Here is a 24,830-nt window from a genome sequence, read left to right on the forward strand (position 1 = left end):
TTAGCGAGAAGTTAATGGGTAAATAGTTACCCCTTTTACAACACGGTTAACTTCGCCCGTAGGACAAGGGTTATCAGGTGTTAAACCGAGTGACATTGATTTATAAAATGCAAAAATCTGACAATAGACAATATAATACAGACCTTGCCAAACATCATCTAGCTCGACCAGTTCAGTATTTAACGCCAGCTTTTTAACCGCTAAACACTGTTGGTCATTTAGTAGTTCATTATATAAATCAGTATCATACAAACTACTATAAAAATCACTCGAGGCCATTAACATCACTGCGGTTTTATCATTAATAATGGTTTTAGGACCATGACGAAAACCAAGTGGGGTTTCAAAGTAGCTTATTAAATCACCATTGGTCAGCTCTAAGCACTTTAAGGCCGCTTCTTTTGCATAGCCGAGCAATGAACCTGCTCCTAAAAACACCAAACGTTCAATATCAGTTTGCGCAAAGCCCTTGATCTCTTCAAGTTGCGTTTCGAGCAGCTGCTCTGTCTGTGTAGCAACTTGTGCAAGCTGATTAACATCAGGGGTAAAAATACATAATGTTGAAAGCAACATTGAGGTGAAACTACTGGTCATAGCAAAGCTTTCATCCAGGGTTTCTTTTGGCATAAGTACACTAAAACTATTTTTTTTAGCTGCCGCCCTTTTCGCTAACTCACCATTTTCATTACAGGTAATAACTAAATGAAAGCACTTTTCAACAACTTGCTCTGCGATATCAACCGCCGCGACACTTTCAGGGCTATTACCTGAACGCGCATAAGAAACAAGTAAAGTGGGTGTGCTCTTTTGTAAAAAACCATGGGGGTTAGACACAATGTCGGTGGTGCTAACTGCGCGCACATTTAAATCAGTTCTGGCTGTTAAGTGTGGTGCTAGTGCCTCACCAACATAAGCTGATGTGCCAGCCCCTGTTAATACGATTTGTAATTCTTTTAATGCCAAAATTGGCGCTAAAAATGCGCTTATTTCTGCTCGATGCGTTTCAATAATAGCGGCGGTATTGCACCATGACTCTGGCTGCTGAGAGATTTCTCTTGCTGTCCAATATGCGTTTTGCTGCTTAAGCTCTGTTTCGTTTAATGATAAATACTGCGTCATAATTAATTCTCTCTCAACACCACTTATTGATTACAAGCACGCGAATAGGTATTCGTGACTTCCATTATTTTATTAACTACTAACTCACGGGGTGATGAGTTAATTTGGCCATTGATCAATGCCTTGTATTGCACTGGCATAAATTGACTAAGCAAAGTTTGTGGAATGATTAGCCCTTCTAAGTTTGCAAATAAAATTTCTACTGTTTGCTTTATTTCATCTTCAGGCCAGTAATAACGAATACGGTCGCTATAACTATAAGCTCTAAATAGCTTAGCTTCAGCACCTTGTGTTGGGTAAAACTTATTCCAGTAATGTGGCTTTTCTAGCATGATGCGATCACATACATCACGTAAATTAGAACGCTGACCAGCTTCGACTAATTGATCTTCAATATAAGATAATGCAAACAACCCTTCGCGTAGTGCATAAGTAAGCTGTGGACCCACTTTTAATATGGCAAAGTGATCTTGCACCAGCTCGTGGTAGCAATGATCTGGCTGATAGTCGGTAGAGTGAGCTTCATAAACAAGATTATCGACAGTGGTGATAAACTCTTTCAGTTTTTGCGCTTCATTACGTTGGTAATCAAAAACTTGATGGTTATCAAATTCAACTCCTGGCTGCACAACAACAGCAATAACACGAGACCACACATCGCTTATGTTTAAGTTAGCAAATGCAGCCTGGTGTAATTCGATTGTTTGCTGCACTCCCTCAACATGAGATACCTCAATAATTTCATGTTCTTCTGTAGCGCCACCCGGAGGAGGAACCTCAGTACCCACCACATAAAGAATATCGTTATCTTTTGCTACCGACTCAGCGGCTTGGCACATCAACGCTGCACGTTTGGCAATTTCTGCATCAGCTAAACGTTCTCCATCGTCAGCACATGGCATACTGGCATCTAAATGAATTTTCTTAAAACCAGCGCTTGCATAGGCTTTTACTAGTTCAACAGCTTTTACCATTGCAACCTCTGCAGGCTCATTTACCCAACACACGGGCCCTAAGTGATCACCCCCCAAAATAATGCGCTGGGTATCTAACCCTACCTTTTCGGCTATTGCATGAACAAACTCAACGAAGTCATGGGGCTTCATTCCTGTGTAACCACCAAACTGATTAACTTGATTCGCCGTAGCTTCAATTAAAATTTCGGTGTCATCATTGAGAGCTTGCAACATTGCTGCTTCGATAACGAGCGGGTGTGCACAACACACAGAATAAATACCCTGCGCTTGCCCTACTCGATTGTTATTTATAATCGTTTTTAATGCATTCATGGTTTTCTCCAAGCAGCTTACGCTAATGGTTAGATACGTGATTTGAAATTACATTAGCACAGCGCGAAACGCTACGCAACAAAACGAAAGATAACGAAAGGCGTAAAATAAGTTAAAAACACACTAATAACGGTATTTTATAAGGGTTAAAATGATAAAACCCAAATTTACGAAAGAATTTGAAAGCATTTAATTGTAATTGACTTTGAGTTGCGATATAACAGAAACAACTGAAACCCACTATTAAAATAATCTCAGTGATTTAGGTATCGTTATGACAATAGATAGACGTAGTTTTTTAAAATCTGCCGCAGCCATTACCGCCGCGACAGTCGTGACTGGCTGTGCGAAAAGCCAACAAGGTGATAATCAAAGCACACCTCTTGCAGCACAAGGTAAAAGCGTAATGGGCTTAGCTGTGCCAGCAATGGATGTGGTACGTGTTGGTTTTATTGGAGTTGGTCAACGTGGTAGCGGCCATGTAAAACACCTTTGCCATATTGAAGGTGTTGAAATTAAAGCTATTTGCGACACAGATCAGCTAATGCTAGATAAGTCTGTTAATTATGTTGTTGAAAAAGGCTTACCTAAACCAACTGCTTATACGGGTTCTGATAAAGCCTATTTAGACATGCTTGCTCGCGATGACATCGACATTGTGATCATTTCAACGCCTTGGAAATGGCACACACCGATGAGTGTTGAGACCATGGAAAGTGGTAAGCATGCCTTTGTTGAAGTACCTGCAGCAACCACGATGGAAGAGTGTTGGCAACTAGTAAACACTGCTGAGCGCACGCAAAAGAACTGCATGATGATGGAAAACGTTAACTACGGCCGTGACGAGTTAATGGTATTAAACATGGTTCGTAAGGGGATATTTGGTGAGTTACTGCATGGTGAAGCTGCTTATATTCATGACCTGCGTTGGCAAATGAAAGAAATTGACCGCAGCACAGGTTCTTGGCGTACTTACTGGCATACCAAGGTAAACGGTAACTTATACCCAACCCATGGTTTAGGCCCAGTTTCTCAGTATATGAACATCAACCGTGGTGACCGCTTTGATTTTGTTACATCAGTCAGCTCACCTGCACTTGGCCGAGCAGCTTACGCAGAGCGTGAATTTCCTGCAGGCCACGAACGTCGTTCACTGAAATTTACTGCTGGCGACATGAACACCAGCATTATTAAAACAGTGAAAGGTCGTAGCATTATGGTTCAGCACGACACCACAAGCCCACGCCCTTACAGCCGCCATAACTTAATTCAAGGTACTAATGGCACATTTGCTGGATTCCCTAATCGTATTGCTCTTGAAGATGTGCCACCAGCCATCGCGAAAATTTACCAACAGCAATATGAAGCTGAGCTCGCTGCCTGGGAAAAAGCAGGTTCGCAGGGGCGTAAGCCACATATGCAAAACTTTCATAGCTGGGATCAAGATATGGAAAAGTGGCGTGCTGAATTTGATCACCCACTATGGAAACGCATGGGTGAAGAAGCAGTACGTAACGGCGGCCACGGCGGTATGGACTTCATTATGCTTTGGCGCATGATCTACTGCTTACGCAACAATGAGCCACTCGATCAAGATGTATACGATGCCGCGGCATGGTCATCAATCTTCCCGCAAAGTATGGCATCAGTTGCTGATAGAAGTAACAGCAAAACAATTCCAGACTTTACCCGTGGCGCTTGGCAAACAGGTAAGCCACTAGGGATTGTGTCTTAACACTTCCTCTCCATGGAACACTAAAAAGCCCGCCCTTTGCCCTGCGGGCTTTTTTATTAATAGACAACGTTATTCATCCATATGATACTTTGCTGATAATTTATAGGGTCAATGAAAGACTCAGTACAAAGCGGCGACCAAATTGCTCGACTTTCATAAGTGATGAGGCGTCGTTTGTTTGCACCTCTCTAACTAGGCTTTTATCTGTGGCATTAAAAATATCAAACCGCAATGCAACTAAATCAGAGAAAAACCAACTGTAACTTAGGTCCACACTTGTAAAATCATCGACATAAACATCTGCATTATTCGATAAGTCTCGTTGCTCTAAAAAATCACTCCGGTAATTAAGGTTAACTGCACTTTGCCATTTCTTTGCATTAAACAGTAAACGCAGATTTGCAGTTAATTCAGATACCCCTTCGATATCTGTGTTGTCGATTTGCTCCGCCGTTAATTTGGCGTCCAATAACTGACTAACACTCGATATCATTCGACTTTGCAGTAGAGCATTTGATAACACGGGTAGTTTCAAGTCAGTACTAAATTGCAGCCCACTAATTGCTGCTTGCCCATCATTATTGGCCTGTAAAGCAGGGTATTGCTGCTGTTGATAGGTTACGTTTTTGATTTGTTCAACAATAAAGTTATCTAGCTGATGATTAAAGGCCATCAATTGCAAACTACTCTCTTCCCCTGACCAACTGAAAGATAGGCTTGTGGTGCTGGCTACTACAGGCTCTAAAGCTGGATTTCCTAATTCGGCATAGGGTAAACCGCCAGAATTAACATGTAGTTTAGGGTTTAAATCAGAATAGTTAGGCCGGTTCACTGCACGACTATAACCTAAGCGAGCAAACCATTGCTCAGACAATTGCCATTTGAAATTCAAAGAAGGTAACCAAGTAGAAATATTAACCTGCTCAGAAAGCTTTTCTAATTGGCTATTCTCATTAAGCTGATGCCCTAATGTTTTACTTTTTACATAGCTGTGTCTGAGTCCAAAAGCCGTCGTTAAGCTTTTAAGTTCTGGTATTTGCCATACACTGTGAATATAGCTTTCATAGGCAGTAAATTCGGTTTCATAACTATTTAAGTAATCATTGGCTTGCCGATCGGCAAATGGTAAGTCAATATCATACAGCTGTAAAAGGTCACGTTTTGGGATCAGCCAAGCTTGTGTAGGTTGTGACAGAAAATCGGCTTCAAATGCCGTATTTAATGGCTCTAACCAACGGCCATCAAGCGCTGGTAAATCAGTTAACTGTGTTTGCGATAAACTTACATCTTGACGAAGATACTGATGAGAGTGCGTAGACTTTACTGCGCCAAACTGTATACTCGACAAGCCCCAAATAGATGATATTTGCCAAGTGCTATCTATCCCCCATTCTGTTACTTCATCATTTACTTCAATCTGGCGGCGGCTTAATTGTGATAACTGTGAGTAACTATCAACAAGCGCTAAATTATTGTCCAATTCATAGTAGGCTAGCTGTTTTCCTGAAATAGAAATCTCTGCAGGTACAGCGTTTAATTCAACATGAGCTCGGGTGATTGGGGTTTGCGTTTCACTCAACGATTCACTGTGGCTGTAAAATGGACTTATTTGCCAATGGCTGTCATCTTTTGCGTACCATTTAGGTAATATTTGTAAGGTTTGCGTATGGTAGTAAAGGCCTGATTCTTCGCGTGAAGATTTACTTTTTGCCGCATTAAATTGCACAGTTTGAATACTATTTTGATGCTCACCTAATATGGCTGTTGCATCATCACTTGATGGATTAATTGAGAGCCGGTGCTCATCGTAGGTAAAATCGGTGTCTGAACGAAGCCAAAGTGTATTCAATTCAAATCGCTGATTAGGCTGCCAAGCAATATTTGTGTAATAACTTGCACGAGTTCTATCTTCATGTTCGATAGTAAGTGCTAACGTATCGGTGGGAACTAAGCTATTATTTTCAAGCCCTTGCCACTGATATGCTGCTGGTGCTCCACCATTATTTCCCCAATGCCACGTTTCAAATTGAAATTGCCTTTGTAAGCGGTTTTCGTAATTAAACTTAACAACAGCAGCTAACTTATTGTCAGCTGAAATAGTATTGGCGATTAAACCAAAGCTTGGTTGAAAGTTACGCTCACCTGCAAGGGCTGCACTGGTTAAGGTTGCTTTTAGGTGATCATCATCAAATGAAAGCGGATCATCACTGATCAAGTTGACTGTCGCTCCAGCTGCTCCGCTAGGTAACCTTGCATCAGCGAGTTTATATACGGCAATATTGGAAAAAAGCTCGGCGCTGAATGTATCAAAACGATACTGCTGACCATATTGATTCGAGTTACGAACGTTTTCAGTATTTGCTAATCTGTGCCCATTTAACAAGGTTAATTGATACTCAGGCCCTAGCCCCATCGCATTAATGTTAAGTGCTTCTCCGCGGTCTCTTGAAATACTTACCCCAGGAATTGCTTGTAGTGCTTCAGCCAAATTTTCAGCAGGTAGAAGAGAAAGCATTGTGCCGCTAGCAAAGTCAGCTTCGCCAATGTAGTTTTGTTTTTGCTGCTGCGCGTAATCGGCACTTTGTTGGTAATCGCGAGCATAAACCACAGAAGAAGCCTGATTGTTTTTATCACCTTTCACTGTCACCTCCTCTATATAGGGCTGTGACAGTGAGAGATGTTGTGTCTGGCTTGGTTTAGAAATAATAATGCCCGATGATGTTTGTTGCCAAATAAAGCCATGTTTTAGCAACAGGGCATCAAGGCTTGCCTCTAGACTAACTGTTCTAGGTAACGTAGCTGAGTGTAAGATAACTGAGCTTACTAGGTTGTCTGGATAAATAATTGCAACTTGGTACTGTTCAGCCAGATCATTAAGCGCTGTTTTTAGAGTGCTTTGTGCAGCAAACAGCTGCTTGGCATACAAACCAAACAGCATCAAAACACAGCAGAAAATACGCCACATTAACTTACATCCTCATTGCTAGAGGAAAATATTGTGCCTATTTTCAATGAAAGGTTTATGACAACATCATGTCAGTTTTCAGCCTTTTTACTTAGCTCAATGCTATCGGGGTATTGGTTTACATCAAGTTCATTTAGCTGAGCGATGAGCTTTGCAGCACCAAGAATGTCGTCAACAGCAAAGCGACCACTTACATGTATATCACTTGGTACATTACTTAATACCACAGGTTTTTCGCTATAACGATTTAACTGAAATAATGCATCATTGATAGACACCTTATCTAAGTCCAACCATCCTTGCTGCCAATCAGGTTGTGAGGCATTAAATTGCAAGACCTGTATTGTAGAATCACTTACTCGGGCACGCTGCCCTTTTACTAATTCAACGTGCTGCGTTCCATCTAAACTGGTTACTGAAACTTTACCATGAAAAACATCAACTAATGTTTCTCGCAATGTTTTGTCCACATTAAAAGCCGTACCAAGAACTTCAATCGTGGCATTGCCCGTATCAATTATGAAAGGGCGCGATTCATCACGATGTACAGAAAAATATGCTTCGCCATTTCCTAAGGTTGCTTTTCGAGCATGACTATTTTCACTGAACTCAAGTTGCGTATTCACGTTCATTGCGACCTGTGTACCATCAGACAAATTCACTTGTTGTGCTTTACCACTAGTAAATTGTTGAACAGTTACAAGATCAGAGGACGAAATGGGCGGCTGTTCATTCACTGGCATTAAAGTCCACATGAAAATAGCAAAGCATGCTGCTACAGCACCACCTCCCCAAGAATACTGCGCTAAACGACGGCGTTTTTTAGCTTGTTCGAGTTGTTCATTCTGTTGTGCATCCACCAGCTCAAGCGCGGCTAATAATGCAGGGTCGTCCCAAATAGCCTTTTCTAGCGCATTATCAGATTCATAATCATGTTGGTGTGAAGAATTCATCTTTGTCTCAATTGCTGGTAATACTAATATGACGGATTAACTGTCATGACGGGGACATTCATGTACTAAAAAATACTCAGCCATGGCATTTTTCAGCATATCCATTGCCCTTGAAATATGTTTTTTAACTGCTTCTTCTGAGATCCCCAAACTACTTGCAATCTCAGCTCGTGTTTGGCCTTTAATACGGCGGCGAATAAACACATCTCTGCGCAATACCGGCATTTGCGACAAAACGCGCTGATAAAGTTCAATACGTTGCTCATATTCAAGTGCGGACTCAAGCGATAACGCCTCACTATGAGGCTCATGCTCTAAACTTTCTGGTGTTTTTTTCTGCTCACGGTGGTGATCTATTATCAAGTGCTGAGCCATCCGGTAACCATATGCGAGCGGATTATCTATCGCGTCTAGGTGTTCTGATCTAAGTGCCTTGAGAAGTAGCTTCTGAAATAAATCATCCGCATCAGCACGCTCTGCCACTGCTTTGCAAAAAAAGCCTTTTAAAGCGTCTTGATTTGCTATGAAGCATTGTAAAAGTGTTCTGCTTTGCTCTGTGATCTTATTATCAAAGCCATTAGTCATTGAAGGTAAAGACATATTTAAGTTAAAGGCTAGCTTATTTATCTGAGTATGACGTAAATGCTAGCCTAAAGGGGACAGCATTTTGATGATCATTTGGTTACAGTTTTAAGTAACTATCGACTTAAAAGTGTCATGAAAGCTTCATTAAAAAATAGGTCCCCTTCTTTGTTAATGCAGCGTCTTTAGAGGCGAATTTAAACCAAATATTGCATTTAACAGGAATTAACCCTCATGACTTACCGTGCATTTTCATTATCACCTTTAGCGCTTGCTGTTGGCTCATTATTAATTGCTCCCACCTACGCAGAAGAAAACCCAGAGCCAATGGAAGAAATTGTTGTCACTGGCAGCTACATAAAAAGCTTAGAAAAAGCGATTGATTTAAAACGCACTAATATTGGCTTCTCAGATTCAATTGTCGCGTCTGATATCGCAGATTTCCCAGAACAAAACTTAGCAGAAGCTTTACAGCGTATGCCGGGTGTTACGATTGAGCGTAATAAAGGCCTAGGTCAAAAAGTAAATGTGCGTAGCTTACCGTCTGAATTTACCTTTGTTTCTATTAACAACCTTGCGACAGCCTCTGGTAGTGGTGGCCGTGATGTTGAGTTTGATATGTTTGCGTCAGAAATTATTCAAAGTGTCACCGTTAAAAAATCGCCAACAGCCGCAGATGAAGAAGGTGGTATTGCAGGCTCTGTTGCAATAACGACTGCTCGCCCATTTGACTATGATGGTCGTCAAATAGTGGCATCGGTTGAAGGCGCATATAACGATATCTCTGAACAAAGCGATCCTAAGTTTGCGTTTTTAGCAAGTAATACCTTTGGTGATTGGGGCGCGCTTGCTTCATTTGCTTATTCAGAGCGTACAAATAGAACAGATAGTAACTCTGGTATTGATTTTCGTCCTCTGTCACGTTGGACAGAAAAATCAGGTTCATCACAATGGCAATCAGACCAAACTGTTGACGTTTTAGAGCGCGATACGGGGATCACTATCAATGATCGCTTCAACAAAGATGAAACCAGCCGCGTTGTGTTTATAAATAAAGTCGGCGACAGAGCTTACTTAACTGAACAAGAAAAATGGGGCGCAACTTTATCACTACAATACAAACCGAGCAGTGAATTTAGCCTCACTTTTGATGCGCTACTGGGTAACTTTGATAATCATGAAGACCAGTATGATGCCGCGGCTTATTCTGCTTCAAGTATCAGTGCATTAGAAAAAATAAACAGTTACGATAACACCACCCTTACAGATTATGGTATTACCGTTTTAACTGATGTTAACTATGCCGCAACGCAGCATGAGTTTTTAAGTAAAGAAAATAGTAGCGATACAGACTACCAGCAATTTAGCTTAACCCTTGATTGGATGATAGGTGACTGGGAAGTTTACGGTGTTGTTGGCTACAGTGGTGCAGATAAGTTAGCTGAGACAACTAATTTAAAGCACACTGCTTATAGCCCAACTCGTACTCGTTACACATCAACAGGCGGTGAAACTATTGCCAGCGATAATCCCGACACATTCGATATGTATAATTCTCCTGAAGCTTATACATTTGATTACTATGAAGTAAATCTTGAAGATATCTCTGATGACAAATATGCAGCTCAACTCGATTTTAGCCGCCATTTTCAACTAGATTTCTTCCCTGCATTATCAAAAGTTCAGTTTGGTGCGCGTTATACTGATAAATCAAAACAACGTAATTATGGTAGCAACCGAATCACAGGCCCTAGCGCGGGTGATTCATCGTGGGTAGGCACACGTACCTTAGCTGATAGCGAAATACACACTATTTCAGATTTAGTGTCAGGTGGTGAGTATCTATCTGACGTATCGTCTAAACAAGACTGGAGTCAAATTTCAAATAGCTATGCGCGTAATGAATTACGTTACGATGGTTTCGGCGTTGACTACGCACCAGATCAATTCTACGAAGTGTCAGAAAAAACCACCGCTATTTATGCAATGGCTGACTTTGCATTTGAAATTGGCACTTTACCAGCCACTTTAAATACCGGTGTTCGTTACATTGATACTGATGTTGACTCTTCAGGGTATCATCAAGTGCAAGCTGATGATGGCAGCACAAACTATACGCCAACACCTATCTCAAAAGAAGGTAACTATAAAGAAACTCTACCGAGCATTAACTTTAGCTTAGAGCTTACTGAAAACTTATTATTCCGCGCGGCAGCATCAGAAACCTTTATCCGCCCAGCACTAACTGATATTGCTTATAAACGTACTGTGAGTTTAAGTGAATTTAAATACCGCGATGGTAACCCTGATTTAAAACCAACTTATGCAGATCAATGGGAAACCGGCCTAGAGTGGTATTTAGAAGAAGGTGGTTTACTTGCTGTTTCATATTTCGAAAAAGAAATTGAAGGCGTGGTGCGTGAATCTCTAACAGGTGTTGTTAATGATGTAACTAAATATAATGACAATGGTACTGTGGATGGCGTTTACGACTTTGATGTTTATCAAAAAGTAAATGCAGATGGTTCGTACGATGTAAGTGGTATCGAGTTCATTGCACAAATTCCATTTGCACGTTTTCACCCAATGTTACAGGGGTTTGGTATTAACGCTAACTATACGACGCTTGATAACTCACTTACAGGTGCCTCTGATTTAGCGATTCCAACACCACCAGAAGGCTTAGCTGACGAAACCTACAATATTACTTTCTACTACGAAAATGACAGCTTTGATGCGCGTGTCTCATACAACTATAAAGACAAGTATGTAGAGTATATTGAACGCGATATGTACCCTGTTTACCGCGATGCCTACGGTCAAACAGATATCTCGTTAGGCTATCAAATAAACGACATGTTTAAAGTCACTCTTGAGGGGATCAATATCACAGATGAAGAAACAACGGGCTACACTATTGCTCCGGCTTTCCCAACTATGTATGAGTTCTCAGGTCGTCGCTTCTCATTAGGCTTACGCGGCAATTTCTAAATACATTATTGGGGCCTTTGCGCCCCAATTTTTTCAGCAAGGCAACTTAAATGCGATTATTTACGCTATTTACACTGCTTTTTGTGACGCTTCAAACCTATGGCAAAGAGCTAAACACACAAATTGCATTTATTCCCGATGTTCATTTTCACGATATCTATGCTGACTTTAGCCAAAGCGGCTTTAAAGGGGTAAAACTAGGTAGCCAAACCAAACCCGTTACAATTCGCAGTATGAAAGCACAGCTTCACTCAACGCGACTTTTTAATGAAAACTACTTTGCTCTGATAGCAGCTTTAGATGATATTGCCGAACGCGGTGTGAAATTAGTCGCTTTACCCGGAGACTTTACTGACGATGGACAGCCCGCTCACCTAAAGGGGCTAAAAGCATTATTAAATGATTACACAAAACGCTACGACATGCGTTTTTTTGCTATTCCAGGAAACCATGATCCTGTTAAACCAATAAAAACCGCGGCAGGTAAGTCTGACTTTTTGAACGATGAAGGACGCGAAGTTGCTATTTTTAGCCGAGATCATAGAAACTGTAAAGCGTCACAGAACGACACATTGTTTTGCGATGATGGCATTGTTCATGGTGGCTATCAAGAGATTGTCTCTGCTATGGCTGATTTTGGTTTAATGCCTAGTAGCCAAGATTTGCTTTGGCAAACACCTTTTGCAAGTGATCATGCAGCCTTGTCAGAACGCCAATATCAACAGTGTGGCGAGGATAAACAACACTGCGTCATGATCCCCGACACCAGTTATCTAGTGGAACCCGTTGCTGGATTGTGGCTTTTAGCTATAGATGCCAATGTGTATTTACCTGAGTTTAAAAACAACCAACTAACATTCAAAGGCTCTGGAAACGCTGGATACAATAAAGTACTTACGGAAAAACCATATTTAATAACTTGGATAAAGCAAATTGTGAGTGCAGCAAAAAAGCAAAATAAAACGCTTATTGCATTTAGCCATTTTCCGATGGGTGAGTTTTACGATCAACAAAGTGCATCGATTAAAGAGCTGTATGGCAGCGATGCTTTTCAGCTAATCAGAGAGCCAACTAGCAATACACAAGCGAGCTTAGCGGAAACTGGACTACGTTTGCATATAGGCGGCCATATGCATATGAATGATACCAGCTTGATTAAAACTGCACAAAATACCCTCTATAATATTCAAGCTCCTTCAATAAGTGCATACCGTCCGGCGTATAAATTGGTCAGCATCATAGGCAGTGAAGCCAAAGTTGATACAGTACTTCTTGATTCTATTGCTGACTTTGACACGCTATTCCCTGTCTATGAAAAAGAATACAGTTACTTAGCAGAGCATAAGCCAGATGAAAAATGGCTTGCAGATATCCTAGATAGTGAAGACTATCACCAGTTTACTTTGCGGCATCTCGCAGGCCTTACGCGTTGGCGTTTTATACCAAGAGAATGGCCTAAAAGTTTTAGAAGCTTGTTACTCTCATTCAGTTTCCACGAGCTATTAGGATTATACGACACTCCAATAAACAAGCCTTTAACACAACACTCTGAGCGCGTACTAAAAGGAGTCACTCTATTTGAGTTCATACGCGATTTTTATTTACTCAGGAATGCTGGGGCTTTGGCATTTGAGGACATTCCTAAAACACACCTAAAAGCTTACAAAGTCATGGCCCAGCAATTAAATACAATGGGGCAATGTATACCCAAAGATGTTGGGGAAATAGCACAAACCGTTGATGTTTGTACGCTACAGATAGGTCTTAGCAAAGCGCTTATGATTTTTGAAAAGCTAGCAGATGGCGAAAACGATCGCTGCTTGATGATTGATTTAAACTTGAATGCAAACAAACCAGCAAAAGCATGTCGCCCTTAATAAAAAAGGCACCTAAGTAGGTGCCGTCTTTATTGTACTTAGTTATTACTGAGCATGTGCTGCAGCACGGAAAATCGTGTTAGTTAACAGTACATTCATGCCCTCAAGGTAAGCACGGTAGGTTGGTGACTGTGTAAAGCCTATCACCATGCCTTTGCCTTGCGGTTGATGAACAAGCAATGGCTTATACGCAAGCTGTGCTTTATTTTGCTGCCATAGATAACCACTTGCTAGCACATCATCTTTACCTGTAAACCAGGCTAAGTTTTTACCTGAGTTCAGTTTTATTGGCGTGTAAATATCATTACCGTAAGCTACCGCAACAAGGTCTTTATCAACCCCAGCGGTTAACCAATGCTCTTGGTCTACTTCAACATTTGCAAGTACACCAGCTACATAGTCTGGCGATGTATGTGGCTCAATGCTCGCTGCTTTTAAATCATCGCGAGAAGTGAATAACTGCCCTGCCACTTTACTGCTTTTATCATCACTGCTGCTTGCTTTATCTTCTCGGTAAGCTTGCTCGCGTTTAACATCTAACAAACCGTAATCAGCATTAGTGGTAAAGCGGTTAGCATTACCTAAGGCAATCAACACGCCACCCGCTTCAACCCAGCTTTTTAAATTAGCCGCCCCCGATTTACCGAGTGCTTGCTCGTAATTACCTTCTGGTAAAATAAGCACTTGGTAATCACTTAAATCAGCCCAAGCAAGCATGGGTGTGCGAATAGCTGTCACCGGGTAGCCAAGCTGTCTTTCGATAACAAAACGAGTGTTACCGGCGCTTAGTTCACGAGTGGCTGCATCCCATGCAATCGCCACTTTTGGTGCCACCATAGGCACTGTTTTGTTACTACCAAAGCTTGGGCCTTCAATCACCCAACTTGAATCCACCCCATCAACTATTGCACCAGTTTGCTCAGCAATTTGGCTAATTTTAGTCAGTAAGTCTTTATCATTTAGACGCTTTTCGATTACTAAGCTACCCGCTGGGTAGTTAGTTTTATCACCTAATACAAATGCTTGATCAGCACTTTTCAGTTTAATGCCAGCTTGCAGTGCTGCTGTTAAAAAGCGTGCTGCGGCCGTATCACCCCAAGCAACAATATAAGCCACTGAGGCTTCTGGATTATTAACTTTACCAAGCAATGTGTCGTCGGCCTGAACCGCTTTGCTATCTGCGCTAACAGCGCGACCACAACTATCGCTATCAACATTAAACATCATCGGCAGCGACCAACCTGTGACATCGTAAATTTCATCACCTAGGTTACGAGCACGACGTCTTTCTTGCTCTTTTACAAATGCTTCAGCCATATCTACTTGGTCTGTAAATGTGGTACGTACAAATACCCCGCGTGGCTGTGCGGTATCAATAAAATAGCTACCCGCTTTGTATTTAACGCCACAGGCTTTGAAGTCTTCAGTTGCTTGTTTAACTTCAACACCATGCTCAGCCATTAAGGTTGCGAGTCTATGAGCGCCTTCACGGTTACTTTGCTTAGGTAAAATATAAACACGCTCTTTGCTATCTTTACCCGAATCAATTGCATCAACTTGATATTGATAAAAGTCACCTAGTAGTTTTTCACGTTGGTTGGCAGCCCCTTCGGCGGTCGAAATTGAGGCCACAAATTGACGCTTTACAGTATTAAAATAGGTGAGTAGTTCACCGGTATTTTTCTCAAACACGTGGCCACGTGCAGAGCCTACTTCGTAAGTTGATGCTGATGCACCATAAAATACTGGCCAGCTATCACCGTAGCCTGGGTAAAAGGCATCAAAAATTTCACGGGTAAAATAATCAAAGCCAAACTCATCAAAATACTTCGCGTGATTTTGCCCAATCGCATCCATGTTAGCGATTTGAGTTTTCGTCATATGCGGATTAAATGGCTGAGCAGCCGGTGCAAAGTAGTAAGATTGGTCGCCACCCATTTCATGAATATCAACCACCACTTGTGGTTTATATTTATTGATTGCAGCCACTCTGCCCTTACTTTCAGGCTGAGTAAGCGCTAACCAATCACGGTTCATATCAAACAAATAATGGTTTGTTCGGCCTCTTGGCCACGGCTCATTATGCTCTGCACTTAACCTATCTGCACTGTGCTCAAGACCCACGGTCGCATAATAACGAGTAACAAAACGCTCACGGCCATCAGGATTTTGTAATGGGTCGATAAACACCACTGTGTTATCTAAAATTTTGCTGTTAACGGCATCATTCGGGGCTGCTAATAAGTGATATGCAGTAAATAATGCAGCATCGGTTGAGCTAATTTCATTACCGTGCACTGCATACTGAAGCCACACAGACGTCGGTAAATTTTTAATTAGCGACTTAGCTTCTTTTTCAGAGGTAATACGCGGATCAGCCAAGGCTTGGGTGTTATTGGCGAGAGTTTCTAATGAGCGAATATGCTCCGCAGTGCCAACCACCGCATAAACCAGTTCACGACCTTCCCAGCTGTTTGCGTACTTAAACACTTTAATACGATCAGGCGCTGCTTGTTCTAAAGCGCTTAAATAACGACGCATATCGTTGTAATTGGTGATACGCTCACCTACATCGTATCCGAGTACTTGTTTAAATGTTGGTATTTGCTGATTATAAGCCGTGCCCGGCCACATTGCTTCGGTATTCGCTGCACTGGCATTAAAGCTTGCCGTTATTGCCACAACACTCACTGAAATGGCTTTTATTATTTGTTTGGCGCTCATTATTTTTCCCAATTAAAAGTATCTGCTTTGTACATTACAAAAGTATTGAAAATAAACAAATTAAAAACGTTAGATTGGCAAAAATTAAAGACATAAAAAAACCGCAGCGATTGCTGCGGTTATTATTAACATAGCGGAGCTATTTAACTAGGGTCATTTCATCAAGTAGGTAACCTGCGTTATCAACTTCTTCCATTAACCAAAGCATGTATCGAATATCAACGTGAATAGCACGGGTAATTTTGGCGTTAAAGTACCAATCTTTGGTGATTGATTCATAAGTCGAGTCAAAATTAAGACCCACCAATTCACCTTTACCATTCATGACTGGTGAACCTGAATTACCACCTGTGGTATCAGCGCTACTTAAAAAGTTGACTGGTACTGAGTTAACTTCAAGAGGTTTAGCCGCTTGTGGCTCACAACCAAAGCTAAATAAACTACAGCTTACGCCAGGCAAACCTAAGTCACCGCGGTAGTACGCGCCAAACGCTTGCTTTTTGTAAGCTTCAAGTACTTTATCGGTAACAACAAATGGTTTTTCACCTGTGTGTTTAGCCACTAAACCACGTAGTGATGTAAAAGGTGTTTTATACACAGCATCTGCCGCTGGGTAACCATCAACTTGTGCATAGCTTACGCGTAGTGTGCCATTTGCATCTGGGTAAACTGGCTTACCTTTAGCATTATTGAAAGCGATCACGGCTTGCATATACTGCGGGCGAATTTCTGCTAAGCGACCCGCCATTTCTTTTTTATCAGCTTCTTGTGCCATGTTGGTATCGTATAGAGCAACAGCTAACTTTATGAATGGGTCGTTTGATGCTTCAAACTCTGCGACAGATTTACCAATCCAGTTAACACGTGCTTCTACATCTGTAAGCTCTGTATTAGCATAAAAAGAAGCAATAATCGCATCAAGCTCAGCTTGTGTTGTGGTATCTGTAATACCTAAGCCGTCGTTTAATGCCGTAACTTGCGCTGCTTTATCTTGCGCTAAATAGTTACCTAAGTAGCTTAACCATAAGGCTTTATCGACTTCAGGCGTAAACTGTTTTTGTAAACGCTCTAAACGCGCTTTAAGCATAGGAAGATCGCGCTCTTGATAACCCATTTCGCGCTCTGCATTTGGCTTTTCGCTTTCTTTAGCTAAGCGGTATAAACGAATTGCCGTACTTAATAAGTCTGCGCGTTTTGCGTAATCAAAGTAAAAATGGCTTTGTTGCTGTGCGTGCGCTTCTACTAATAATGACTTTAATGCGTGATATGAATCTGCGTAAGCTTTACGCTCAGCACTTTGTGCAAACCAAGCTAAGTATTCTTGTTCTTGCGCAGCTTTAATACCCGGAATATCCGTTACTTTAAAGCCATCTTGTAAGCCTTCCAGTTTCTTTAAACGGTTGTTAGTACTTTTTACACGAGAGGCATATTTAACTTGTGCTTGCTCATCGCCTTTGCTCTGCTTGGCAATCACATCAAGAGTCATGTTGTAAGTATTTAGCAATGTCGGGTAATACCAACTCGCTGAATAATTTACTTCATCTGCTAGTTTATAGCGGCTAGTGCGACCAGGGTAACCTGCCACCAGCACACCATCGCCTAAGCTTACGCCGCTCGCATTCACTTTTAAGAACGACTTTGGCTCATAAGGTACGTTATCTTCGCTGTAATCAGCAGGTTTTCCATCTTTACCAACATAACCACGTACAAAGGTAAAATCGGCCGTATGACGTGGGTATTCAAAGTTATCGATGTCACCACCAAAGTTACCCAGCGCTTCTGCCGGAGCATACACTAAGCGCACATCTTTGATCATGAGTTGCTTGATCATAAAGTACTCTAAGCCATGGTGGAAATCACGTACCGTACAACGGTAGTTAGGATCTGACTCACACTCACTGATCAAGGCTTTGCGGTTTGCTTGAATCGCTTCATAACGCGCTTTGCCGTGTAGATCTGCAGGTAAGTTACCCAATACGCGCTCAGTGACATCATCCACTTGTTCTGTTACATACAAACGCTCTTGCGGGCCTGCTGGTAGCTCTTTTGATAAATCAGCTGCTAAAAAGCCTTTTTCAATTAAGTTATTTTCTGGTGTGCTGTTATTTTGGATCGCGCCATAAGCACAGTGATGATTAGTTACCGCTAAGCCTTTTGGTGACACAAATGACGCTGAACAATAGCCTAAACCAACCACTGCATTGAGTGGATATTGGTTAAGATCTGCCACTTGTGAAGCCGGTAATTCGATACCAACGCGGTCAAACTCGCTTTGTAATTGTTTTAATTGATGCGGTTGCCACTGCCCTTCATCAGCGTGTGCGCTACCTACAGCGACAACACCCATAAGTGCTAATGAAGTAGTAATAATATTTTTTTTAATCATGTTAATCCCAGTCAGTGCAAAGCACTATTCCATTGTTGCCTTAAAAAATCGCGCTAAGACTACCATAACCTTGATTGAGTAAAGGGATATTGCGATTAAATACGATTGGAGAGTAAAAATAGAGGAGTGAAAAAGCTCCTACCGTTAGCAGGAGCATTATTCGATTCATTTATTAAGCATTGGCTTTTAAAAAGTCATAAAGTTCATCTTTTAGCACGGCGCGTTGATGCTTCTTTTCATGCATGTCCGCATCTTCTATTGGAGAGTCTTGCAACTCAAGAGAGCGAATTTCTTTATCCATATCATCGTAACGTTGCATGGTTTTCTTGAAGTGAGCATCGTGTTTCGCGAGGCTATGGATTAATTCATTAAACTCTGGGAATTCATTCAATAACGAGTGTTTTTCGCCTAGCATGGGCAACTCCTTTAGCTAGAATTTAAGTTCAATTTCACTGTACCACTGCAACATACAGAGTCAACGCAGTAACCTTGTCCGAGATCAATAATCACAACGATTCAGAAAATATAGCGTTTAAACTAGAAATTTCCGTTTTTGATAACTTAAGCAATTGATAAACAGCATACAAAACGGAATGGATTTACCCTATGTCATCAATAAGAATCACCCCTTTTTCAAGAGCCAGTTTAGTAATTTGAATTTGCGAAGTTAAGTTCAGTTTGCTCATAATGCTGGCACGATGAACATGAGCTGTTTTAGGCATTATATCAATCACTTGCGAAACTTGTTTCGCATTAAAACCCTGTGCAAGTAGCTTAAAAACCTCTAATTCTCTTGGCGTCAGTTTGTTTAATACACTGTCAGTTTTTTGAGGTTTTAAGAAATGCGTGTTGATTGATGGGCTTAAAAATAGTTGGTTTTTAAAGATAGAATGTATTGCTGTTATTAACTCTTCAGCTGCATCTCGTTTCGATAGATAAGCATCAACACCTATGTCTAACGCTCTTTGAATGTAAGATTTTTCCTCGTACATACTTAAAATTATACGCCTAGCACTTGGTAGCTTTTCGCCAATTAGTTGAGAAACTTCTAACCCATTTCTATCTGGCAGCGAAATATCGATGACGAAGCAATCTATATCAATATCACCTAAGTTTTGTAGACACTCACTGTAGCTACTTGCTTCAAAGCTAACTTGCCAATCAGGCTCTTCTTCTTCGATGAGAGCCTTAAAACCTTCCCTTACCATTTGATGATCGTCAATAAGCGCAAATTTCATAACAACTCCATGTACTGATTAATCCGATTATAACGCGGGAGTAGCGCACTAAGGTAAGAAAAATTCTTATAAGACTAAGAAAAGTGGAAATAATTTTATTGTTTATCTCCTTGTAAGCTTACCCAAAATGACAAGGAAATAGCCATGAAAAAAATAGCAGGGGAAACAAGCCACTTTCAAAACATCACTGTATTACTACATTACATTGGTGAGTCAAATTATCGTATTGAATGGACAAGTAAGATGACAAAAGGGTCTACTAACCTAGTCAAAACAGGTAAAAATAAATATGTAGTCATGCGTAAATGGCCAGAATCAAAAGCCTTAGCTAATGTTACGGCTAACTTCACTTCACGAAATGCCGCGTTTGTTCATTTCATCAAAAATGTAGACATAATTAAAAGTAACGATGAGACCATCAATAATGCAAAACAGCAATGTTTAGATTATTTTACTCAGTGCGAGCATATCAAGCCGGTAACCAAAACAGCTTTCCCTAAACCACGCTTGCAAGGAGCTTTAGGTCGTGAAGTGATTGTAAAACATAAGCGTAATATGTCAGATATTGCTAAAGGGCATTTATTACAACTCATTGGAAATAAAGCTGAAATTCAAGTTACACAACGTTATACTTTGTGTAACCCTAGCGCCAAACAACAGTTTGATACGACGCAAGTTTATATATTATAAAAAGGTTATGCTTACTCATGGATAGAGTCTTCAACAAAAATTACTTTGTTCCGCTAGCTCTCAAGTTGAAGAGCACCCAGCGCAGTGACATAGTAAAGTTTGCATTGTTTTCGTGCTTAATAGTTTTAATTGCGCCAGTTATCGAAAATAGTCTTTATTTATTTTCCTTTAACTATGTTGTGTACGAGGACTTTGTTAGTTGGTACTTTCCGGTTGGCTTCAGAGTAGTTTGTTATCTGTTTTTTCCTTTACGTTATTGGCCCGCATTAGCAGTAGGTTTTACATTAGGACAAATCAGTTATGTTTGGTATTTTTATGATGTTCCTCTTGATGATCTCCTCTATAGACTGGTTAGCTATGCATGCCGAGAGTTTTTGATTCTTACTCCTCTTGTGCTGGCAAAGCTTTTCAAAGTTCGACTAGATATTCAAACTGTTAAAAGTGCTGTTACAGTATTATTTATTGCAATTTCATATCGCTTTATACGATCAATGCTCATTATCTTACCGAGTGATAGCCAAAATAAATACCGACTTATTGCTGATGAAGATCGCTTTGAAATGATGTTAGCTCATCAGCTTGGCGGTATCATAACGACACTTATCATGTTGCTTTTCGCGTTTCATGCTAAAACAATTTACCAGCAATTAAATAAACTTATAACTAAGGAAGTTGGCACGCTTTTAGTGCAGCTGTGTTTTTGCCTCACTGTTTTTATTGGGGTTTACCTGTTTGAACCTAAATCACTCTACCTCTTGCGAATGCTCGCTATATTTCCTTTGATATGGTTTAGCTATCGATACGGGGCCTTAGGTGCTCTGAGCTATGCAAGTGTAACTGTTATATCTTTGCTCATTAACGTCTATGGTGTGAATGAAACCGAATTACTCCTGACTACGCAACTTTACATAATAAGTTACAGCGTTCTGGCTCTTTTGCTCAGTGCATTTGTTACTGAATTAAATGAGTCTAAATCCGCATTATTAGAGCAAAATAAAGAATTAATTGAACTTAGTACGTTAACTCAAAACTTAGCTACTAAAGTTGTTAATGTTCAAGAATCTGAGCGAAGCCAGCTTTCACAAGAATTACATGATGATATAGGTCAAAACCTGACAGCTTTAAAAACAAATATTGCAATATTAGAAAAGAAAACAGCCAACCATAACGAGTTAGCATCGACAATTACAAGACTTCAAAACGTTTCAAGCCATATGTATGACTCGGTATACAGGTTAATGCACTGGCTGAGACCTCGTCTATTAGACGAATTAGGTTTAGAAGCAGCATTAAAAAGCGAGTTATTCTCTGAGCACCTAAATGAAGCTGGAATCGCTTATCAATGCAAAATAATTGGACCGATAGATAGCTTAAATGATGATTTTAAAATCGCTATCTTTCGTATATGCCAAGAAGCATCAACCAATGCAGTTAAGCACTCTCTAGCCACTGAGTTTTCAATAGATATTACTTACCAAGAAAATGAACTTGAGATAATTATTTGTGACAACGGCATCGGCCTGCCTGAACATAAAAACTCAAACTCTAAAGGCGGGTTTGGTGTATTAGGGATCGTCGAACGTGTCTCAGTGCTCAAAGGTAAAACTCTGTTTAAAAATGGTGAATGTGGTGGTTTAACAATAATGATAAATTTCACTGTTTAGCATAATGGTTAGGCCATAATAGCAATCAGCTAAGAACTCCGCTCTCCCCACTCTCCTTGTATACTTTAATGCAAAAAATAATCCGCTGTTTTGTTTTATAAGCGAGTGGCATTTTCTTAATCAAGTTAAGATTTAGAAAGCAAAACGCCTCGGTAAATACCGAGGCTTTTTATGTAATTTAGTAAGTCAGCCAACTCATTAACAGCTTCGATTAAGCTGATTTAAAGTAAGTTTTTCAACCACTCAAGTTTAAATTTTCACAGACTGGCCAATAATGACGGCATCATTGATCACAAAAGGCTCTGGCATATATATTGATTCCCTTGCTTGAACATCATCTAGTCTATCAAGCAAATCAAATGATGTTTCGAATACCTTTAATGATAACTCTGTATTTTTAGGAACAACGAGCTCTACACTTACTTTTTCATGAGAGTGAGTTAATACATACTTAAAGAAAAAGCCTTTTTTAATCTCTTTTACTGCACCTGGTTCGCTACTGAAAGCTTGGCTATTAACCGACAACTTACTTATAGGCATTTCAATATTACTGGCAAGTTGAATAATATTAAGCTCTCTCTGAGGGCTAATTAATAACTCTAATATTCGTGATTTATCGGTAAGCTCATCCTTTATAACTTCAACTTTAACTGCCTTAATGTCGAGTTTGTCCGTTGCTTGGTAAAAGCGCACCTTTGTTCGCCTGCTTTGTGGATAGATAGATTCATCCCAAGTAGTTGCTGATGGCTCTTTATCAAAAAACTGGTTTGTAAACGTATCTAGGGTACGATTGTAGCTGATCATAAAAGCACTATCGGTATCTTGATCATAGACATAATTCACGCTATTAGGCTTTTTGCGTTCCTCAGTATAATCAGACTGAGCGATCGATATAACAAAAAAGAGTAGAGATAACACACTAAAACCAATGGCTAGTCTATTCCCTTTTGGGTAGTTGCAAAAAACCGGTACAAGTAAAATAAGCGTCATGCTGGTTAGTAGGGTGCCAATCATACTCATCTTTAGTCCCAACCCAATAACAAGTAGAGGAATCAAGGGAGCCAAAAGCATAACCGAAGGTATTACTAATAAACTTGCCAACATGAGCTGCTTTGGTCGTTCAATCTGACTAAAAATATTTAATCCAAAGCAGGCTAGAGCTAAATAGAGTGGCAGAATAAAAAATCCTGCGCCAGGTAGCATAAGAGCAATCATTACATTCACACCCAGCCAAAGCACTATAGGGGCAACGAACAGGTTACTACTCGACAGTTTTTTACTAAACAGTTGATAAATGAAAAGTGTTGTAGCGCAGGTGAAAGTGACAAAACAGGCTAAAATCCAATGGCCGTTATAAGTAAAGCCGTGAGGAATATCGGCATACTGAGGAAAAAGCAACAATAGTAATTGCCAACCAAAATATCCTATAGAACCTGCGAGGGCCAATGATGTGAAAAGAGGCACAAAGCCAAGAGTCACTTGCTTAATCGTTAGCGAATTTTGTTTAAATCCGTAATAGCTGAGCAATACAAATAGCACTATCGCAAATAACACCATAGGCGTAACCCATGAATTAGGGTATATCACCATATTTACGCCAGGGAAGTTGAAATAAACCATGTCTTGTTCAGATTTCAACTGACTAAGATCTGCATACGCAAAGTAGTTAAGTGATGCCATCAAGTAGTCAGCTTGATGATTTAGGCTCTCCCTATCGATTCTTTCCCAAGAGTCTTGGACTGTATGATAATCGAAGTGATCATCGATAAAGGCAAAGTTTAAACCATCAATATCCGCTTGTTTTCTAAATACCGTTAAATCAGTCGAGTTGGGTAATAACTTATACAGGGCATACATCAAAGAATTAGCGACGGGTATGTTAATATCAGCTTCTCTAAACGCTTGGATAAGCCTTTTATTACCGCCATTGGTTTCGATCAGCATATAGCTTGGTCCACCAGACCCTCTGGCTTCAAAATTAAGCACCAAGCCGATATCTTTCGCCCAAGGATGAAAATTAACAAAGGCACCAGCACCTAATAAGCCCTGCTCTTCTGCATCTGTCAAAACGATGATTATATCGTTAGTTGGTTGTTTTCCATTGGCAAGAAAGGTGCGAACAGCTTCGAGTATAGTTACCACACCACTCCCTGCGTCACTGGCACCTAAAGATGAGTGAGTACCAGAGTCATAATGTGATACAAGTGCGAGAGCTTTCCCCTCACTAGTACCCTTAATTTTAGTAATAATATTATTAGTATATGCAGCAACAGTTCTACGACCGTGGGTCGATAAGTGCTTGAAAGTTTCGACCTCTAAGCCTAGTGCTTCTAATTCATCCACCAAGTATTTACGCACTTTAGTATGAGCAGGTGCCCCTACATAATGTGCCTCGCCACTGATAACTTTAAGATGCTTCAATACATTTTGCTGGGAGAACTCTTTTTCATTGCCACTTTGGTAATTATCCGCCGAAGGCAATTGTGCAGAGAACGCCACAAAAATAGCCAGCACTATCATTAGCACGGAAAACAACCAGGTAAAATTTTTAGACGAACTCAGATTACTATTCATTAATTATCACACTTTTATTTTAACTACAGCTCAGTTATCTTAT

Annotated in this window: 15 protein-coding genes; 5 read left to right on the forward strand and 10 right to left on the reverse strand. The window is 40.5% G+C overall.

Translation table 11 applies throughout. The features are described 5' to 3' along the window. Together NFU46_RS08580 and NFU46_RS08585 are read right to left on the reverse strand one after the other, a co-directional pair. Complete coding sequence (locus NFU46_RS08580) at nt 1–1,119, reverse strand: SIS domain-containing protein (protein ID WP_251601178.1); 1,119 nt, start codon at nt 1,117–1,119, stop codon at nt 1–3. Between the two features lie 23 nt (nt 1,120–1,142). Further along, a complete protein-coding gene (locus NFU46_RS08585; RefSeq protein ID WP_251601180.1) occupies nt 1,143–2,408 on the reverse strand; it encodes a D-tagatose-bisphosphate aldolase, class II, non-catalytic subunit in 1,266 nt (421 codons plus the stop codon). A 274-nt stretch (nt 2,409–2,682) separates the two neighbouring features. On the opposite strand from NFU46_RS08585, the gene NFU46_RS08590 reads away from it, so the two are divergent. Continuing rightward, nucleotides 2,683–4,143, forward strand: a complete 1,461-nt coding sequence (locus NFU46_RS08590) for a Gfo/Idh/MocA family protein (RefSeq protein ID WP_251601182.1) — start codon at nt 2,683–2,685, stop codon at nt 4,141–4,143. A gap of 100 nt (nt 4,144–4,243) precedes the next feature. Here NFU46_RS08590 and NFU46_RS08595 read toward each other — a convergent pair whose 3' ends face one another. The 3 genes from NFU46_RS08595 to NFU46_RS08605 form a co-directional block, all read right to left on the reverse strand. Then, nucleotides 4,244–7,108, reverse strand: coding sequence for a TonB-dependent receptor (locus NFU46_RS08595; RefSeq protein WP_251601184.1), 2,865 nt, complete (start codon nt 7,106–7,108; stop codon nt 4,244–4,246). Nucleotides 7,109–7,179: 71 nt separating this feature from the next. Then, nucleotides 7,180–8,061 carry a FecR family protein gene (locus NFU46_RS08600; RefSeq protein WP_251601186.1) on the reverse strand — a complete coding sequence of 294 codons (882 nt, stop codon included), beginning with the start codon at nt 8,059–8,061 and terminating at the stop codon, nt 7,180–7,182. Between the two features lie 36 nt (nt 8,062–8,097). Next, on the reverse strand, nt 8,098–8,661 hold the full coding sequence (locus NFU46_RS08605) for an RNA polymerase sigma factor (RefSeq protein WP_251601188.1): 564 nt from the start codon (nt 8,659–8,661) through the stop codon (nt 8,098–8,100). Nucleotides 8,662–8,877: 216 nt separating this feature from the next. Between NFU46_RS08605 and NFU46_RS08610 the strand changes: the two genes are divergently transcribed. Both NFU46_RS08610 and NFU46_RS08615 read left to right on the forward strand, forming a co-directional pair. Further along, on the forward strand, nt 8,878–11,634 hold the full coding sequence (locus NFU46_RS08610; RefSeq protein ID WP_251601189.1) for a TonB-dependent receptor: 2,757 nt from the start codon (nt 8,878–8,880) through the stop codon (nt 11,632–11,634). 50 nt (nt 11,635–11,684) lie between these two features. Beyond that, nucleotides 11,685–13,511, forward strand: a complete 1,827-nt coding sequence (locus tag NFU46_RS08615) for a metallophosphoesterase (protein ID WP_251601191.1) — start codon at nt 11,685–11,687, stop codon at nt 13,509–13,511. Between the two features lie 45 nt (nt 13,512–13,556). Here NFU46_RS08615 and NFU46_RS08620 read toward each other — a convergent pair whose 3' ends face one another. The 4 genes from NFU46_RS08620 to NFU46_RS08635 form a co-directional block, all read right to left on the reverse strand. Then, a complete protein-coding gene (locus tag NFU46_RS08620) occupies nt 13,557–16,235 on the reverse strand; it encodes a M14 family metallopeptidase (RefSeq protein ID WP_251601193.1) in 2,679 nt (892 codons plus the stop codon). Nucleotides 16,236–16,374: 139 nt separating this feature from the next. Next, on the reverse strand, nt 16,375–18,621 hold the full coding sequence (locus tag NFU46_RS08625; RefSeq protein WP_251601195.1) for a S46 family peptidase: 2,247 nt from the start codon (nt 18,619–18,621) through the stop codon (nt 16,375–16,377). A gap of 172 nt (nt 18,622–18,793) precedes the next feature. Next, entirely contained in the window at nt 18,794–19,036 is a 243-nt protein-coding gene (locus NFU46_RS08630; protein ID WP_054561078.1) for a YdcH family protein, read from the reverse strand. 184 nt (nt 19,037–19,220) lie between these two features. Beyond that, on the reverse strand, nt 19,221–19,859 hold the full coding sequence (locus NFU46_RS08635; protein WP_251601197.1) for a response regulator transcription factor: 639 nt from the start codon (nt 19,857–19,859) through the stop codon (nt 19,221–19,223). A gap of 144 nt (nt 19,860–20,003) precedes the next feature. Here NFU46_RS08635 and NFU46_RS08640 point away from each other — a divergent pair, with 144 nt between their 5' ends. Continuing rightward, nucleotides 20,004–20,549: a hypothetical protein gene (locus tag NFU46_RS08640; RefSeq protein ID WP_235378295.1), complete on the forward strand. Its 546-nt coding sequence runs from the start codon at nt 20,004–20,006 to the stop codon at nt 20,547–20,549. 17 nt (nt 20,550–20,566) lie between these two features. Then, nucleotides 20,567–22,213 (forward strand): MASE1 domain-containing protein, encoded by a 1,647-nt coding sequence (locus NFU46_RS08645; RefSeq protein ID WP_251601199.1) that lies wholly within the window; start codon nt 20,567–20,569, stop codon nt 22,211–22,213. A 249-nt stretch (nt 22,214–22,462) separates the two neighbouring features. Here NFU46_RS08645 and NFU46_RS08650 read toward each other — a convergent pair whose 3' ends face one another. Beyond that, complete coding sequence (locus NFU46_RS08650) at nt 22,463–24,787, reverse strand: M20/M25/M40 family metallo-hydrolase (RefSeq protein WP_251601201.1); 2,325 nt, start codon at nt 24,785–24,787, stop codon at nt 22,463–22,465. Between the last annotated feature and the right edge of the window lie 43 nt (nt 24,788–24,830).

The sequence above is a fragment of the Pseudoalteromonas sp. NCCP-2140 genome (assembly GCF_023708065.1).
GTDB lineage: Bacteria > Pseudomonadota > Gammaproteobacteria > Enterobacterales > Alteromonadaceae > Pseudoalteromonas.